This is a genomic window from Thermoanaerobaculia bacterium, from assembly GCA_035717485.1.
In the GTDB taxonomy this organism is placed as follows: Bacteria; Acidobacteriota; Thermoanaerobaculia; order UBA5066; family DATFVB01; genus DATFVB01.
The window spans coordinates 11,737-28,599 of the sequence record DASTIQ010000087.1 but is presented as its reverse complement, the minus strand read 5'-3'; the positions used below and the strand labels follow the sequence as shown (position 1 = coordinate 28,599).

At 69.6% G+C, this 16,863-nt stretch carries 13 protein-coding genes; 8 read left to right on the top strand and 5 right to left on the bottom strand.

Features of this window, described 5'->3' with window-relative positions:
* Positions 1-3 precede the first annotated feature (3 nt).
* From VFS34_04615 to VFS34_04600, 4 genes are all read right to left on the bottom strand, one after another.
* Entirely contained in the window at positions 4-2,466 is a 2,463-nt protein-coding gene (locus VFS34_04615) for an ADOP family duplicated permease (protein HET9793723.1), read from the bottom strand.
* 47 nt (positions 2,467-2,513) lie between these two features.
* Entirely contained in the window at positions 2,514-4,499 is a 1,986-nt protein-coding gene (locus VFS34_04610) for an amidohydrolase family protein (protein ID HET9793722.1), read from the bottom strand.
* Entirely contained in the window at positions 4,496-5,608 is a 1,113-nt protein-coding gene (locus VFS34_04605) for a membrane dipeptidase (GenBank protein HET9793721.1), read from the bottom strand. The genes VFS34_04610 and VFS34_04605 overlap by 4 nt, the downstream gene beginning before the upstream one ends.
* Before the next feature lie 82 nt (positions 5,609-5,690).
* On the bottom strand, positions 5,691-6,230 hold the full coding sequence (locus VFS34_04600) for a hypothetical protein (GenBank protein ID HET9793720.1): 540 nt from the start codon (positions 6,228-6,230) through the stop codon (positions 5,691-5,693).
* 129 nt (positions 6,231-6,359) lie between these two features.
* Here VFS34_04600 and VFS34_04595 point away from each other — a divergent pair, with 129 nt between their 5' ends.
* The 8 genes from VFS34_04595 (at position 6,360) to VFS34_04560 (ending at position 15,108) form a co-directional block, all read left to right on the top strand.
* A complete protein-coding gene (locus tag VFS34_04595) occupies positions 6,360-8,024 on the top strand; it encodes a CTP synthase (GenBank protein ID HET9793719.1) in 1,665 nt (554 codons plus the stop codon).
* Between the two features lie 52 nt (positions 8,025-8,076).
* Complete coding sequence (gene kdsA / locus VFS34_04590) at positions 8,077-8,901, top strand: 3-deoxy-8-phosphooctulonate synthase (protein ID HET9793718.1); 825 nt, start codon at positions 8,077-8,079, stop codon at positions 8,899-8,901.
* A gap of 57 nt (positions 8,902-8,958) precedes the next feature.
* Positions 8,959-10,857, top strand: coding sequence for a M12 family metallo-peptidase (locus VFS34_04585; GenBank protein ID HET9793717.1), 1,899 nt, complete (start codon positions 8,959-8,961; stop codon positions 10,855-10,857).
* 135 nt (positions 10,858-10,992) lie between these two features.
* The gene (locus tag VFS34_04580; protein ID HET9793716.1) at positions 10,993-11,175 is read left to right on the top strand and encodes a hypothetical protein; all 183 of its coding nucleotides are present in this window, start codon (positions 10,993-10,995) and stop codon (positions 11,173-11,175) included.
* Between the two features lie 166 nt (positions 11,176-11,341).
* Positions 11,342-12,298: a KpsF/GutQ family sugar-phosphate isomerase gene (locus tag VFS34_04575; GenBank protein ID HET9793715.1), complete on the top strand. Its 957-nt coding sequence runs from the start codon at positions 11,342-11,344 to the stop codon at positions 12,296-12,298.
* Complete coding sequence (locus tag VFS34_04570) at positions 12,295-12,774, top strand: HAD hydrolase family protein (protein ID HET9793714.1); 480 nt, start codon at positions 12,295-12,297, stop codon at positions 12,772-12,774. Before VFS34_04575 ends, VFS34_04570 begins: the two co-directional genes overlap by 4 nt.
* A gap of 24 nt (positions 12,775-12,798) precedes the next feature.
* On the top strand, positions 12,799-14,052 hold the full coding sequence (locus VFS34_04565) for a dipeptidase (protein HET9793713.1): 1,254 nt from the start codon (positions 12,799-12,801) through the stop codon (positions 14,050-14,052).
* A gap of 66 nt (positions 14,053-14,118) precedes the next feature.
* Positions 14,119-15,108 (top strand): potassium channel protein, encoded by a 990-nt coding sequence (locus VFS34_04560; protein HET9793712.1) that lies wholly within the window; start codon positions 14,119-14,121, stop codon positions 15,106-15,108.
* A gap of 124 nt (positions 15,109-15,232) precedes the next feature.
* Here the strand turns inward: VFS34_04560 and VFS34_04555 are convergent, their stop codons facing one another.
* Positions 15,233-16,846 (bottom strand): S41 family peptidase, encoded by a 1,614-nt coding sequence (locus VFS34_04555; GenBank protein ID HET9793711.1) that lies wholly within the window; start codon positions 16,844-16,846, stop codon positions 15,233-15,235.
* Positions 16,847-16,863: the final 17 nt, after the last annotated feature.

Sequence of the window (16,863 nt, the reverse complement as noted above, 5' to 3'; positions counted from 1 at the left end):
GCGTCACTCGCTCCGCAGGGCCTCCAGCGGCTGGATTCCGGCCGCTCGCGCCGCCGGCCCGAGCGCCGCGGCGGCGGAGACGAGGAGGAAGAGCGCCGCGGCGCCTCCGAACGTCGCCGGATCGAGAGGCGGAATCCCGAAGAGGAGCGCTTTCACGAGGCCTCCCGCGGCCGCCGCGAGCGCGAGGCCGATGCCGATTCCGGCGGCGGCGAGCGCGAGCGACTTCCCGAGGATCATCCGGACGATCCCGCGGGGGGCCGCGCCGACGGCGACGCGGATCGCGATCTCGCGGGTCCGCCGCGCGACCGCGTAGGCGGTCACGCCGTAGACGCCGATCGCCGCGAGCAGGAGCCCGACGGCCCCGAGCGCGCCGGACGCGGCCCCGGCGACGCGCTGCGGAAGGAGCCCCGTCGCCGCGGCGTCCTCGAGCCGCTCGACGCGAAGGAGCGGAACGCCCGGGACCGCGGCCGCCGCGACGGCGCGCAGAACGCCGCCGGCCCGGCGCCCGCCGCGCCCCCGAACGACGACGGTCACGCGCGGCACGTACTGCTGCCGGAAAGGGACCCAGACGAACGGGCGGGAAGGCTCGTCCAGCGACCGGTACTTCCCGTCCCGGGCGACGCCGACGATCGTGAGCGTCCGGAGCCGCGGCGGAGCGCCGGGAGGGGCGTCATCCTGGACGAGAGTCTTTCCCAGCGCGTCGCCTCCCGGCCAGATCCGTCGCGCGGCCGTCTCGTTGACGATCGCCACGTCGGGCGCGCCGGCGCGGTCGGCTTCCGTGAACTCCCTGCCCCGGGCCAACGGAATCCGGAGGGTCCGGAAGTAGCCCGGTTCGACCACGTCCCAGTCGGCCGCGATCCCGCCGTCGCCGGAAGCGGTCCCTCCGGGCGCCGTGAGGCGTCCGAGTCCCAGACCCGTGCCCGAGAGGGGAACGACCGCCGTCAGGCTCGCCGACTCGACCCCGGCGGATTCGCGCACCGCCTCGAGGATTCGCTCCCCGGCGGCGCGTGCGCCCGTTTCGCCGCCGGAGGCGGTCGAAAGATCGAACGACCCCAGATCGACGCCCGCGGCTTCGAACCCGGGATCGACCGACGCCGCGCGCCGGAGGGCGCGCAGAAAGAGGCCGGCCCCGACGACCAGGAGGAGCGAGAGCGCGACCTGTCCCACCACGAACGCGTCGCGGAGGCGGAGTCGCGGCGATCCTCCCCCGTCCGACTTCAGCGCGCCGGCCACGTCGCCCCGGGAGGCGTGGAAGGCGGGAGCGAGCCCGGCGACGATCGACGATCCGAGCGACAGGGCGGCCGCGAAGCCGATCACCCGCGGATCGATCCGGAGAGGCACCCCGACGGGGACGGGGAGCGCGGGAAGGAGCCGCTCCAGCAGCAGGAGAAGCGTTCTGGCGACCAGCAGCCCGCCCGCGCCGCCGGCGCCGAACAGGAGAACCGACTCCGTGAGGAACTGCCGGACGAGGCGGCCGCGGCCCGCGCCGATCGCCAGCCGCACCGCGATCTCCCGCCGTCGCGCCGCGGCGCGCGCCAGGAGCACGCCGCCGACGTTCGCGCACGCGACGGCGAGGACCGCTCCCACGATCGCGGCGAGGAGCGCGACGAAGCGAGCCAGCGGGGCCGTGTTGCCGGGAAACCGGGTGCTCTTCTCGGCGACGAGGCCCCGTCCGGCGTTGTCGGCCGGGTACTCGCGGGCGAGCGTCTTCCCGATCGTCCGGAGCTCGGCGCGGGCGCGGGCGAGGGTGACGCCGGGCTTCAGACGCGCCCCCATGAGGAGCCACGCCGAGGCGCGGCTCTCCAGGATGCCGGACCCGAGGCGCGGCGTCACCCGCGGCGCCATCGTCAGCGGGTACCAGAGGTCGGGGACGAGGAGGGTCGTCCCCTGGAAGTTCCTCCGGGCGACGCCGGCGACGGAAAAGGCGACGCCGTTGAGGGTCACCGTCACTCCGACGATCGCGGGGTTCGATCCGAACTGCTCCTTCCACAGGCGGTCGCTCAGGACCACGAGCCCGGTCTCTCCCCCCTTCTCGCCGTCGGCGGCCGTGAAGAAACGACCGAGCGCGGGCCGCGCGCCGAGGATGCGAAAGAAATCCGCGCTGACGGCGCTCCCGTGGACGAGAACCGCGTCTCCCCGGGGCGTCCGGATCGTGATCGGCTCCGGTTCGATCGGGTACGCGTACACCCCCGAGAAGGCGGTCGCCCTCTCCCGGACGTCGCGAAAGTTCGGATAGGAGTTCGTGTCGAAGCCGGCGCCATTCTGGCTCCGGCCGACGTCGACGAGGCGGTCCGGGTCGGCGACGCCGGACGGCGCGCGGAAGAGGAGGCCATCGGCGACGCTGAAGATCGTCGTTCCCGCTCCGATCCCGATCGCGAGGGAGAGAACGGCCGTCGCGATGACGACCGGATTTCGACGGGAAATGCGGAACGCGTAGCGCAGGTCCTGGAGAACGGATGCGAGCATGGCTCCTCCTGGAGAGCTGTACGGCGGCCCGCGGAGAATGTTCCCTGTCAGGAGAGCGGCTCGACCCCGATCACCGCGTCGATCTCCGACGGACGGTAGAGAACGCCGTCCTTGACGACGATCTCGACTCGCCGGATGTCGGAGATCCGCGCGCTCGGGTCGCCGGCGACGAGCGCCAGATCGGCCGCCTTGCCGGGAGCGATCGATCCGCGCTCCGCATCGCGGCGCATCACGCGCGCGCCGCCGAGGGTCGCGATCCGCAGCACGTCCGCGGGCGGAATCCCCGCTTCGACGTAGAGCTCGAGCTCCCGCGCGAGCGAGAACCCGGCGAGGTCGTCGGTTCCCGCCACGATCGGAATGCCGCGGTCGTAGAGCGCCTTCACCATCCTCAGCATCGACCGGTAGGAATCCCGGTAGCGCGTTTCCTTCCCGGCGGGGATCGGGAGGCTCCCGGAGAGGAAGCCGCGGCGGATCTGCGCGGGCATCCGATCCGCGATCTCCGTGTACGACGGTGAAACGGTCCCCTTCTTTCCGACGAACATCGTCTCGAAGGCGACGAGTGTGGGATCGACGACCGTCCGATGCGCGGCGAGGAGGTCGAGGAACGCCTTCACCCGATCCTGCGACGGATCGATCTCGGCGCCGTGCTCCGCGACCTCGGTGAACCGCGCCGGCGTCCGGGTGTCCTTGACCCTGTCGAACAGGAAATTCAGGAAGAGGAAATTGACGTGCTGGATCTCGTCGGAGCCTTCCCGCACGAACTGATCGGCGGTCATGAACGCGGGCACGTGCCCCGACACGCGCATCCCGTGGGCATGCGCCAGGCGGGCGATCACCGGCATCAGCTCAGGCTTGATCGAGCTGTAGATCTTGATCTGGGCGTATCCCCGGCGGAAGTAATCGTCGACGGCGGCCTTCGCCCCCGCCTCGTCGTCGACCTTGATCTTGATCGGGCCGCTGTACGGGCCGCTGCCGTCGACCAGGCCCGCGAGCTCCACGCGGGGGCCGACCGCCGTTCCCTCGTCGAACTGCTTCTTCCACCCGAGGAGCGCATCGGGGTCGTTGCCCATGTCGCGGACCGTCGTGATCCCGTTGGCGATGTCGAGGAGGCCGTCCGCCGCGGAGGAGAGGTGGACGTGCATGTCCCACAGCCCCGGAAGAAGGGTCTTTCCCGCGGCGTCGATCACGGTCGCGCCGGACGGGATCGCGACGGCGCCGTCGCGCCCGACCGCCGCGATCCGCCCGCCCGAGACCACGACGGTCGTCGCGGGAACGATCGAGGCTTTCTCGGAGTCGAAGAGCGCGGCATGCGTGAAGGCGATCGCGGGCGCGCGGTGGGCCAGCCGCGCCGCGAGCGCTTTCTGCCGTTGCGCCGCCGATTCGTCCTGCGCGGCCGCGAGATCTGCCGCCGCGCCTTCCCATCCTCCCCGGACGACGGTCAGCCACGGGCTGACGGAAGCGAAGAAGCCCCCGTCCCGGTCCAGCCAGACGCGGGAAGGAGCGAAGTCGAGGCCCGTCACGAGGTACTGGCGGACGACGCGGCTCGCGCCGCCCTTCCGGACGGTCCGCTCCCCCGCTTCCTCGATCGCCGCCCGCCCTTCCGGCAGGAGCGCGACGCCGTGATCCGGGGCGCGAAGGAGCGCCGCGGCGAGCAGGCCCACTTCCACGGGCGCCCCGTTGAACGCCAGGTAGAACCCGCCGTCGGCGGCTTCCCCGTGCTCGACGTCGCTCTTCCAGGTCGCCCTTCTCCCCTCGCGCCGGAATCGCTCCTCGACGGCGCCCTTGAAATAGTCGACTCCCGTGATCTCGATCGCCGAGGGCCATCCCCGACCGTCGAGATCGATGCGTTCGTCGATCTTCGGCCCGCGCCCGCGGTCGTTGAATTCGAAATGGATCCGGAGCTCTCCCGAGGGAAGGCGGAGCACGGTCTCCTCTCCCGCTCGATTGCCCGACAGGAGGACCGTGTACCGATCCGGCTCCGCGGCGCCCGCCGCCGCGGCCGCCGCGAACATCAGGGCGATGGCGACTCTCACTTCTCCTCCCACGTTTCCCGGAACACCCGCTCGAAATTCCCGCCGAGGACCTTGTCGATCACAGCCGGCGCCATTCCCCGGCGCCCGAAGTCCTCCGCCAGCCTCGCGAACCGGTCCGCCCGGTTGAATTCCGGAATGAACGGCGGGCGGTCCGCGCTTTCTCCCGGCGCGCTCACGCCCGCCTTGCGGCGCGCCTCGACTTCCGCCGCGAGGTTCTTCCGATACTCGGGGGTGTCCTCGACGGGAGAGACGCCCTGATCGGTCCCGATGCCCACGTGATCCTCGCCGCAGACCTCGACCGCGTGCGCGACGTGCCGGTGGAGGTCCTCGGGCGTGATCGGTCCGGGGCCGGCGGAGAGGAACGGCATCAGGTAGATGCCGACGACGCCGCCGCGATCGGCGAGCGCCTTGAGCGCCGCGTCCTCCTTGTTGCGGGGATGCGGGAAGACGGCGCGGCATCCGGCGTGCGAGATCACGATCGGTTTCCGGGAGGCTTCGATCGCTTCCCGAGTCGTCCGGTCGCCCGAGTGGCTGACGTCGATGGTGATCCCGGACGCGTTCATCCGCTCGACGGCGCGCCGCCCGAGCCGCGAGAGGCCCGCGTCGGAGGGCTCGAGGCATCCGTCGCCGTAGAGGCTCCGGTCGTTGTACGTGAGCTGCATGATCCGGACGCCGAGACGGCCGAACACGTCGATTCGATCGAGGTCCTCGCCGAGCATCCCGGTCGTCTGGAACCCCATCACGAGACCGGTCCGCCCCTCGTCCGCCGCGCGATCGAGATCCGCGGCCCGGCGGACGACGATCAGCCGATCCGGAAAACGGTCGGCCGTGCCCTGGACGAACGCCACCGCGCGAACGGTCTTCTCGAAGTCCGCTCCGGGACCGACCACCGTGAAGTTGACGGCGGTGAGCCCGGCCGCCGCGAGGGAGGCGAGCGCGGCGCCGCCGAGCGGCCAGGGGCCGTCCGGATCGAACGCCTCTCCGCAGCCGTCGATCCGCATCCGCCGTTTCGCCGCCGGAGGCGCGGCGGGGTCGCCCGCGCCCGACGCCGGCCACGAGAGCGCGGCGCCGGTCGCCGCGGCGAGGCCGAACAGCTCCCGGCGGTTCATGGATGACGCTCCCGGCGCCTGATCCCGGCAGCTCGAGGCGGCCGGCCGTCCGCACGGCCCGTCGCGGCCCGCTTCGCGCGCCTCATCGTCGAGGCGCGGGAAAGCCCCACGGGTACATCGGCGGCGAGCCCCACACGAACGCCGGACGCCCGCCGATCCGCCACGACGCGTCGGAAACGAGCGCGCCGCGCCCGCGCCCCGGCATGTCGAGCGCGAAAAGGATCCCGCCGATTCCCGTCGGGCTCGCCGCTTCGATTGCGAAGACGTGAGTCCCGGGCGTCAGCCGGCCCGCGAGATCCCACACGTCCATCGGGTCTCCCGGTTTCATGGCGCCGGAACCGACCGGAACGCCGTCGAGCAGGAGGCGATACGCACGATCCACGAAGATCTTCACGCGCGCGCCGGGCGCCCCTTCCTCGAGGGCGATCGAACGGATCGCCGTGAAACGCGTCGGCGCCGGGGACTTGACGTCGTCGGTGGACCAGATCCAGCGCGCGTCGCCCGTGACGGAAGATTCCATTCGCCGCCACCGGAGGTCGACCGCGCGGACCGCCGCGGCCGACGCGGCGGCGACGGCGAGCCATACGGCGACGGCGCTTCTCTTGACGGGAAGGGAACGCACGATTAATATTAACAAGAATGCACGCATGAACGGGATCGCTCCTCTTCCCGGACTCGTCTGTCCGAACACCTCGGAAACGGCGTCTCACCCCCTCGAAAACCCGAACTCGATCGAACGAAGGAGGCCTCGATGAGCACCAAATATCTGTTCGTCACGGGCGGCGTCGTGTCCTCGCTGGGCAAGGGCATCGCGGCCTCCTCGATCGGCGCTCTTCTCGAGGCGCGCGGTTTCACCGTCGCCCTCGCGAAGCTCGATCCGTACCTGAACGTCGACCCGGGAACGATGTCGCCGTTCCAGCACGGCGAAGTGTTCGTCACCGACGACGGCGCCGAGACCGATCTCGATCTGGGCCACTACGAGCGGTTCACGTCGATGACGGGATCCCGCCTGAACAACACGACGACCGGGAGGATCTACAAGGCGGTCATCGACAAGGAGCGGCGCGGCGACTATCTGGGCAAGACCGTCCAGGTGATCCCTCACATCACCGACGAGATCAAGGAAGCGATGCGCTCGGTTTCCTCCGACGCCGACGTCGTCATCATCGAGATCGGCGGAACGGTGGGCGACATCGAATCCCTGCCGTTCCTGGAAGCGATGCGGCAGTTCCGGCTCGACGTCGGGCGCGGAAACGCCGGGAACGTCCACCTGACGCTCGTCCCCTACATCAAGGCCTCCGACGAGCTGAAGACGAAGCCGACGCAGCATTCGGTCAAGGAGCTGCTGTCGATCGGGATCCAGCCGGACATCCTCCTCTGCCGGACGGACCGCCCGCTGCCGCTCGACATCAAGCGCAAGATCGCGCTCTTCTGCAACGTGCCGGTCGAAGCGGTCATCACGGCGCGCGACGTCCCCTCGATCTACGAGGTGCCCCTCGCGTTCGCGTCCGAGAACCTCGACACGCAGATCCTCGATCTCCTGAACCTGCCGCACTACGAGCGCGATCTCGGGAAGTGGGAGAGCCTCGTCAACCGCATCAAGTCGCCCCACGGCGAGGTCGAGATCGGGGTCGTGGGCAAGTACGTCGACTACGGCGATTCCTACAAGTCCCTGAACGAAGCGCTCGTGCACGGCGGGATCGCCAACGACGTGAAGGTGAAGCTCACCTACATCGACGCGGAGACGCTCGAGGGAGAGAACTACCCCGAGGACCTCTTCCGCGCGGACGCGATCCTCGTCCCGGGCGGGTTCGGGAAGCGCGGGACCGAGGGGATGATGCGGGCGATCCGCTACGCGCGCGAGAAGAAAGTGCCGTTCTTCGGGATCTGCCTGGGGCTCCAGTGCGCGGTCATCGAGTTCGCGCGGAACGTCTGCGGGCTCGAGGGCGCCAACTCGACCGAATTCGACGAGGAACCGAAGCACAAGGTGATCTACAAGCTGCGCGACCTGATCGGCGTCGACGCGCTCGGCGGGACGATGCGGCTCGGCAAGTATCCGGCCGAGCTCGCTCCCGGCTCCTTCGCGGCCCGCGCGTACGGCGAGTCCCTCGTCTGGGACCGCCACCGGCACCGTTACGAGGTCAACCAGGAGTACCTCCCCCAGCTCAAACAGCACGGTCTCTCGTTCACCGGGATGTCTCCCGACAAGAAGTTCGTCGAGATCATCGAGATCCACGACGACCACCCGTGGTTCCTCGGCTGCCAGTTCCACCCGGAGCTGAAGTCGAAGCCGTTCGCGTGTCACCCGCTCTTCCGCGATTTCATCCGGGCCGCCAAGGCGCACCGCGCGGCGGTCAAGGCGGAAGCGGACGCGACCGCTGCCGAGCAGGCGGGAGTGCGAACGGACCGGACCTGACGGCGTCGCCGGAGGCGCGAGGCCGCCCGGCTTTCGCATAGACTCCCCGGCGATGGCTTCCTCCCGGATCGAGATCGCCCGGGGCTTCGCGATCGGCGGGGGCGCTCCCCCGCTCTTCTTCGCCGGCCCCTGCGTGATCGAATCGCGCAGGCATTCGCTCGCCATGGCGCGAAAGATCCGGGCCGTCTCCGAGAAGACCGGCGCGAAGATCGTCTTCAAGTCGTCGTTCGACAAGGCCAACCGGTCGGCGATCACGTCCTTCCGCGGCCCGGGGCTCGAGGAAGGTCTCGACATCCTCGCGGAGGTGAAGGAGAAGACCGGTCTTCCCGTCATCTCCGACATCCATGCGCCCGAACAGGCGTCCAGGGCCGCCCGCGTGCTCGACGTCCTTCAGATTCCCGCGTTCCTCTGCCGCCAGACCGACCTCCTGACCGCGGCGGCCGAGACGGGCCGGCCGATCAACATCAAGAAGGGCCAGTTCGTCGCCCCCTCGGACATGCGCTTCGCCGTCGAGAAGTGCGCGGCCTCGGGCAACCGGAAGGTGATGCTCTGCGAGCGCGGCACGACGTTCGGTTACAACAACCTCGTCGTCGACTTCCGGGCCTTCCCGATGATGTCGGCGCTCGGCGTCCCCGTCGTCTACGACGTCACCCACTCGATGCAGCTCCCGGGCGGCGGCAAGGAAACGGGCGGCATGAAGCAATACGCGGCGGTCCTCGCGCGCGCCGCCGCCGCGACGGGATTCGTCGACGGCTTCTTCCTCGAGATCCACGACGCCCCGGAACACGCCAGGAGCGATGCCTCGACGCAGCTCGACGTGAGGCACCTGCCGCGGATGATCCGGGACGTGCTCGACATCGCCGACCGGGTTCGCTGAGCCGCACCTGTTCGTCCGGACAGTGCCGAAACCGCCCGAGGGTGCTACGGTTTCCGGATGATCCGCCCCGGGTTCCCGCTCGCGACCGGCGTCTTCCTGCTCTCGCTCCTCGGTTCGGCCGATCCGGGCGCCGCCCGCGCGATCGATTCGCCGGTGGCACGCGCGGGGCCGCCGGCGGTGAAATCCGAAGCCACGGCGGGGACCCCCCGTGAGCTCGGAGTTCTCCTCCGCTCCGACGCCCTGAACGAGCTTCGGAGCATCCGAGCGGAGGAAACGGTGACGGTCCGGAGCCTTCCGCTCGACGCGTCGGAATCCGTCGATCTCGAGCTCCGCCGGTTCGACCTCTTCTCGGACGCCGCCCGAAACGTCGAGGCGGGAGAGGCGGGCGTCGAAACCGACGCTCCCCTTCCCGACGGGGCGTTCTACGAAGGCACGGTCGCCGGAGACCCGCAATCGCGAGTCTTTCTTTCCGCGTTCCGCGCGAGCGTTCACGCGATCGTCCAGCGCGGCGCGGACACGTTCGCGATCGAGCCGCGCGGCCGCTGGGAGCGGGAAACCGCCGACCACGTCGTCCGCCGGCTTTCTCCCGAGGAATGGGCGGCCCTCGCGGGAGCCTGGCGGTGCGACGCGGAGCGGATGACCGCCCCCGCCACACGGGAGGCGCTGCTCACGGCCGTCGCCGACACCGGCCAGCCGTTCGCCGCCGTGGTCGCGGTCGACACGGACTACGAGCTCTTTCAGCGATTCGGCAACGCGGCGAAGGAACGGAACTACGTCTCGAACGAGCTCGCCGCGGTTTCGGCGATCTACTGGCGCGACCTGAAGACGCGCCTGAAGATCGGGTTCCTCCGGGTCTGGACCACGGCGAGCGACCCGTGGACGGCGACGAGCCCGATCTCCGCCCTTTTCCAGCTCGGCGATTACTGGCACGCGCACGGCTCGGGAACGGCGCGGTCGACGGTGGTGTTCCTGAGCGGCAAGGACCTCGGGGGCGGAGTCGCCTGGCTCTCGACGATCTGCCAGGGCGACCAGTGGGATTCCGCCGACGCGCACTGGGCGGGCGGATACGCCGTCGTCGGAAACGTCGAAGGGAGCATGACGAACTTCCACTCCCCGCCCGCCGGGAGCGACGTGTGGGACGTGGAGGCCGTCGCGCACGAGCTCGGTCACAACTTCGGGTCCGTCCACACGCACTGCTACTCGCCTCCCATCGACGAGTGCTACGGCGGCGAGCCGGGCTGCTACAGCGGACCGAACGTCGACCCCGGTCCCGGCGTCGGGACCATCATGAGCTACTGCCATCTGTTCGGCTGGAGCGAGATCTCCCTGAAGTTCCATTCGCGGTGCATCTCGGAGCAGATGCGGCCGACGATCGTCAACGCGGCGTCCTCTTCCCCCGCCTGCATGGCCGCCGGGGGCTTCACGGACATCTCTTCCTCGGACGGGCTCGCCCCGTCGGTCTACACGGTCGCCGCCTGGGGAATCATGCCGGGCTGCACGGCGACGACGTTCTGTCCGGCCGGACTCGTCACCCGCGCGGACATGGCGGTCTTCATCGAGCGCGGCCTGAACGCCTTCGTCCCGCCGCCCGGCCAGCCCCAGATCTTCTCGGACGTTCCTCCCGGCTCTTACGCCTACGATTTCATCGAGGACTTCAGCCGGCGCAAGATCACGAGCGGGTGCGGCGCCACGACCTATTGCCCGACGAACGGGGTCACGCGTGCCCAGATGGCGATCCTGCTCCTCCGCGCCGAGCACGGGAGCGCCTACGTTCCTCCGGCGGCGACCGGGACGATGTTCTCCGACGTCCCGGCGAGCGCGTTCGCGGCCCCATGGATCGAGCAGCTCGCCCGCGAATCGATCACGCTCGGTTGCGGCGGCGGGATGTACTGCCCGAACTTGAGCGTGCCGCGCGAGCAGATGGCCGCGTTCCTGGTGAGAACTCTCCACCTCTGAGCGTGCCGGTCCGGCCCGGGGAATCTCGTCCCGCGGGGACGATGCGGAATCCCGGCCCCGCGGGATCGAGGACCAACCCCTGGGAAAGCCCCGTGGCGTGGCGTTTGCATTCCTCCCGACCCCGGAGGTTCGCCCATGTCGCATCGTCAGCTCTTCCAGGCCGTCAGCGGGTGGTTCCGCAGCGAGCACCCGGGAGCGAAGATCCAAAGCGACGTGAAAGGCTTCGTTCCCTCCGACCGCATCGTGCGATACCTCCTGGAGCTGCAGCGCCGCCGCTGGAACCCGGAGCATCCGCTCAGGTCCCGCTCCGCCCACTGAGCGCGTCGGACCCCGTTCCGCCCACGCCAAAAGGGAACAGGATGACGAGACGATCGGGGCCGTCGAGCACGCGAGCCCGACGGGGATGCGGACGTCTGACCCGCGGCCAGAATGCTCATCTGCCGTGCCCGTATCACTCGATGGATCGACGCGCTAGACTTGGTCAGTGATTCTGGACAGCGCCAGGAAAGTCCTCCGCATCGAGGCGGACTCCGTCCGCGAGCAGATCGAAAACGTCGGCCCCGCTTTCGAGAGCGCGGTCGAAGCCATGCACTCCTGCCAGGGACGCGTCGTCGTCACCGGGATGGGGAAATCCGGGATCGTGGGACAGAAGATCGCGGCGACGCTCGCCTCGACGGGAACACCCGCCTTCTTCCTCCATCCGGCGGAGGCGATCCACGGCGATCTGGGGATGGTGATCCGCGGAGACGTCGTTCTCGCGCTCTCCTACTCCGGGGAGACCGAGGAGATCTGCCGATTGCTCGAATTCCTCAAACGCCTCGCGATCCCGCTCATCACGATGACCGGAACCCCGGAATCGACGCTCGCGCGCGCGGCGGATCATGCGATCTCGGTCGCGATCTCCCGAGAAGCCTGCCCCCTGAACCTCGCGCCGACCGCCTCGACGACGGCGATGCTGGCGATGGGGGACGCGCTCGCGATGGCGCTTTCCGAGAAGCGCGGGTTCCGCGAGGAGGACTTCGCCGCCCTCCATCCCGGAGGGAAGCTCGGAAAGAAGTTCCTGCGGGTGCGCGACCTGATGCGGCGCGGCGACCGCATCCCGCGCGTCGCGCCCGAAACGCGGATGACCGACGCGGTCCACGAGATGTCGGCGAAGTTGATGGGAATCACGGCGGTGGTCCGAAACGACGGCACGCTCTGCGGCGCGATTTCCGACGGCGACCTCCGCCGGCTCCTCCAGTCCGACGACCGGCTCCTGGCGAAGACGGCCGGGGAATGCGCGCATCCGAATCCCAGGACCATCGCGGAGGAGGAATTCGCTTCGGCGGCCCTCCGCCGGATGGAAGAGGCGAAGATCACCTCGCTCTTCGTCGTGGACGGCGCCGGGCGCCTGATCGGCGCGCTCCACCTGCACGACCTGTGGGGCGTCGGCCTGTTTTGAAGATCCGCGCCCTCTTCTTCGACGTGGACGGCGTCCTGACCGACGGGCGCCTGTACATCGACGATCGCGCCCGCGAAATGAAGGTCTTCGACACGAAGGACGGACACGGGATCAAGATGGCGATCGAAGCGGGTCTGAAGGTCGCGTGGATCTCCGGCCGCGTCTCGGGAGCGACGGTCGTCCGGGCCCGGGACCTCGGCGTGCGCGCCCTGAAGCAGGGAGTCCGCGACAAGGGCGCCGCGGTCCGCGACTACCTCGCGCGGTGGAAGATCGAGCGGGCGGAAGCGGCCGCCTGCGGTGACGATCTCCCCGACCTCCCCCTCTTCGACGCCTGCGGGTTCTCCGCCTGCCCCGCGGACGCTCCGGCGGAGGTCCGCGGCCGGGTCGACCTCGTGCTCGAACGGCCCGGCGGACACGGCGCCGTTCGCGAGTTCGTCGAGGAAATCCTTCGGAGGAACGATGCCGCGGGAGGATGACGTGCGGAAAGGATCTCGGCGGCGGTGATCGCGGCCGTTTCCCCGGTTCCGGCCGACGCCGACGACACCGCCCTCCGGGCCGCCCGCCTCCACCGCGAGGCGATCGTCGTGGACACGCACGAAGACGTCCCGTGGGAGCTCGACGAAAAATGGGCCGACATCGCCGTCCCCGGCGCGACGCGCCACTTCGACATCCCGCGCGCGAAGGCCGGGGGCCTGTCCGCGGCGTTCTTCGCCGCCTACGTCCCGGCGGTTTACGCGGAAGCGGGGGGCGCGGCGAAGAAAGCGCTCGAGCTCGTCGATCTCGTCCACCGGGTCGTCGACGCGCATCCCGCCGAGCTCGCCTTCGCCGCGTCTGCGAGGGACGTCCGGCGGATCAAGACCGAGGGGAAGATCGCGATCCTGACGGGGATCGAAGGCGGCCACGCGATCGAGGATTCGCTCGGCGCCCTGCGCGATTTCCACCGGCTCGGCGTCCGCTACATGACGCTCACGCACACGAACACGAACCATTGGGCCGACTCCTCGGGGTCGTTCACCTCTCCCGACTTCGATCCGAAGAAGGCTCGCGTCCACGGCGGATTGACGGATTTCGGACGCGCGGTCGTGCGGGAGATGAACCGCCTCGGAATGATGGTCGACGTCTCGCACGTCTCGGACGAAACGCTCGACGCCGTGCTCGCGGCATCCCGCGCGCCCGTCTTCGCGTCCCATTCCTCCTGCCGCGCGCTCTCCCCGATTCCCCGGAATCTCACGGACGACCAGATCCTCCGCATCGGCGCCGGCGGCGGCGTCGTCATGGTCAACGTCAGCGCGATGTTCGTCGACGCGGGCGCCGCCGCGGACTACCGCGCGCGGATCGCCGCCCTGGCTCCCCGGTACGAGGCCCTGAAGGCGAAACACGCCTCCGATCCCCTGCGGCTGGAGAAGGAGTCCAACGCGCTCTTCGACGCCGTGCCGCCGGGCCGGGCCGGCTGGGAGAAGGTCGTCGACCACATCGAACGCGTGATGCGGATCGCGGGACCGGGCGCGGCCGGCATCGGCAGCGACTTCGACGGCATCCCCGATCCGCCCGACGGCCTCGAGGACGTCTCGAAGCTGCCCCGGATCACGGAAGAGCTCCTGCGGCGCGGGCACCCGGAGGAGGACGTCCGCGGAGTGCTCGGGGAGAACTTCCTCCGCTTCTTCGCCAGGGTCGAGGAGGTGTCGCGGTCCCTCGCGGCGGAGCCGCCGTCGGCGGCGACGATCCCGCCGGCAGGTCGAACAATACACGAATGACCGGGAGCGGAGGAAACGCGCCGAACTCCCCGCCCGGCGGTACAATCGTTCCGAGATCCATGCCCCATGCAACGTCTCTACCGCGCCCTCGCGCTCTTCGCCGCGGTCCTCCTCCTGGGCGGGATCCTCTTCCGCTCGATCGAGCGGCTCGACTGGTTCGACGCCTTCTACACGGCGCTCCTGTCGGTGACGCCGCTCGGCCACGGCCTGATGCCTCCCCTCTCCCGGGCGGGACGCGAGCTGAACGCGTTCCTGCTCGTCTGCGGCGTGGGCGTCGTCGGTTACGCCGCTTCGATCGCGACCCGTTTCGTCTTCGAAGGCGAGATGGGACGGGTCTTCTGGAGGCGTAAGGTGGAACGTCGCGTGGCGCGGATGGAAGGACACTACGTCGTCTGCGGCCACGGCCGCGTCGGCCGCACCGTCGCGGAGGAGCTCGGGCGGCACGGCGTCCCGTTCGTCGTCATCGAACGCAACGAGGAGGCCGTCCGCGACCGGATCGAGCGGGGCGAGGACGTCATCCTCGGCGACGCCACGACCGAGGGCGTTCTCTCCCAGGCGGGAATCGAGCGGGCCCGGGGGCTCGTCGCGGCGCTCGAGTCGGACGCCGACAACCTCTACGTGACGTTGACGGCGCGCGAATCCAACCCCGGAGTCCGCATCGTCGCGCGGACGAGCGACGACGCCGCCTCGGCCCGGCTCAAGCGCGCCGGAGCGGACCGGACCATCGCGCCCACCCAGATCGGCGGACGGGAGATGGTCCAGCACCTGCTGATGCCCGCCGTCGTCGATTTCATCCACCTCGCGACCGGCAAGCAGAACGTCGAGCTCGAGATGCAGGAAATCCACGTGCAGCCCTCGTCGAGTCTCTGCGGCGTCCCCTTCTCGGACAGCCCGATCCGCCGCGAGCACGGCGTGATCGTCGTCGCGGTCAACAAGACGACCGGCGAGTCGATCTTCAACCCGGACTCGAGCTACGTCGTCGCCCAGGGAGACACGATGATCTGTCTGGGGCATCCCGACCGGCTCGCCGCCATGCAGGATCTGGCGCGGCGATAGACCGTGGCGGAAGCTCGCTCGGGCTACCCGGAGTGCGTGCCCGCCGGCGACGTCCCGTCTCCCGCGCCGCGTTGAGCGACGCCCGGCGATCGCTTCCAGGCGGCGGCGCGCCGCTGGCGACTCTTTATCGCGAGGCGCGTGTCGTCGGCGTCTCGTTCCCCGACGGAGATTTCTTCGGCAGCGACGCGATCCGCTGCGCCTCCGGGAAGGACGCGAGCGCGGCCTGGGCCTGCCGGTCGGTCTTCAGCGCGCTCTTCCATCCCTCGGAGAGGCCGTACTTCGAATTCAGGATCTCGGTGCGGATGCTCGCGTCGATCAGGTCCTTCGAAGGATCCGCCTCGTAGTCCTTCCGCACCGAGGCCGCATCCTCGACTCCCTGGTCCTGCACGAACCGGAAGAACGCGTTCCGGAGCGTCTCGTCGACCGGCAGGTTCTCGGGCACGTTCGGGTGGCCGGCGAGGTAGTCGACGGCGAAGTTGAAGAAGACGCCGTGCGCCTGCAGCCGCTGGACGAACTTGGAGGCCTTGTCGTACCGCACGATGCTGTCCGGCGTGATCCCGCCCGCCGCGTACACCGGCCGCCCGGCGTCCGTGTAGAACACCTTCCCGCTCTTCTTCGCCTCGGCGTCCCGGTTGTCCGAGGCGTCGTCGTCGGGATTGATGTAGTCGTAGAAATTCGAGTAATCGCGCTGGATCCACCGTCCGGACGGCGTGTAGTACTTCGCGGTCGTCAGCGCGAGCCCCGCCCCATACGGAAGCGGGTAGACGCCCTGCACGAGCCCCTTGCCCCACGTCGTCGTGCCGACGATCAGGCCGCGGTCGTGATCCTGGATCGCCCCGGAGACGATCTCGGACGCCGACGCGGAACCGCGATTGACGAGCAGGACGAGCGGACCTTCGTAGTGGGGACCGTTTCCCGGAGCGTAGAAATCCTGGTCCGAAGACGACGTCCGGCCGCGCGTGTAGACGATCTTGTCCTTCTTCTTCAGGAAGATGTCCGCGATGTCGACGGCCTGGTCGAGGACGCCGCCGGGATTGCCCCGCAGGTCGAAGATCAGCTTCTTCATTCCCTGCTGCTTGAGCTTGTCGATCGCCGCGATCACCTCGTGGCTGGACGTGTGCGTGAATTCGGCCAGATGGACGTACCCGACTTCCGGGGTGAGCATGAACGCGTAGCGGACCGAGTTCGTCGGGATTTCGGCGCGGGTGATCGTCATTTCGATCGGCTCGTGGAAACCCGCCCGCCGGATCGTGATCGTCACCTGGGTTCCCTTCGGACCCTTCAGGTGGCGGACGACCTCGTCCGAGGTCCAGTCGTCGATCGGCTCGCCGTTGATCCGCGTGATGATGTCGCCCGCGCGAAGGCCCTTCTTCCAGGCAGGGGTTCCCTCGATCGGAGAGATCACCGTGACGTGCCCCTGCCGCTTCTGGATCGAGATCCCGAGGCCGTAGAACGAGCCGCGCTGCTTCTCTTCCATCGACGAGAACTCGTTGGGATCGAGGAAGTTCGTGTGGGGGTCGAGCCGGGAGAGCATCCCGCGGATCGAGGCGTAGACGAGCTTGTCCGGAGCGGTTTTCTCGGCGCTCCAGTCGCCGGCCGCCGTGACGACCTCGGCGTACTCCGAAAGGGACGGCGACGCGCCCGCATCGGCGGCGCTCGTTCTCCTGCCTCCCGCTCCCCCGAGCAGGGTCGCTCCGGCCACGATTCCGACGAAGAAAAGCAACGTTTTCCGCTTCACCCGGGTCCTCCAACCCC

Bases quoted from the DNA above. Each gene is read 5' to 3' on its own strand.
- VFS34_04615 (HET9793723.1), bottom strand. From the start codon at position 2,466: ATGCTCGCATCCGTTCTCCAGGACCTGCGCTACGCGTTCCGCATTTCC.
- VFS34_04605 (HET9793721.1), bottom strand. From the start codon at position 5,608: ATGAACCGCCGGGAGCTGTTCGGCCTCGCCGCGGCGACCGGCGCCGCG.
- VFS34_04595 (HET9793719.1), top strand. From the start codon at position 6,360: ATGAGCACCAAATATCTGTTCGTCACGGGCGGCGTCGTGTCCTCGCTG.
- kdsA (HET9793718.1), top strand. From the start codon at position 8,077: ATGGCTTCCTCCCGGATCGAGATCGCCCGGGGCTTCGCGATCGGCGGG.
- VFS34_04585 (HET9793717.1), top strand. From the start codon at position 8,959: ATGATCCGCCCCGGGTTCCCGCTCGCGACCGGCGTCTTCCTGCTCTCG.
- VFS34_04580 (HET9793716.1), top strand. From the start codon at position 10,993: ATGTCGCATCGTCAGCTCTTCCAGGCCGTCAGCGGGTGGTTCCGCAGC.
- VFS34_04560 (HET9793712.1), top strand. From the start codon at position 14,119: ATGCAACGTCTCTACCGCGCCCTCGCGCTCTTCGCCGCGGTCCTCCTC.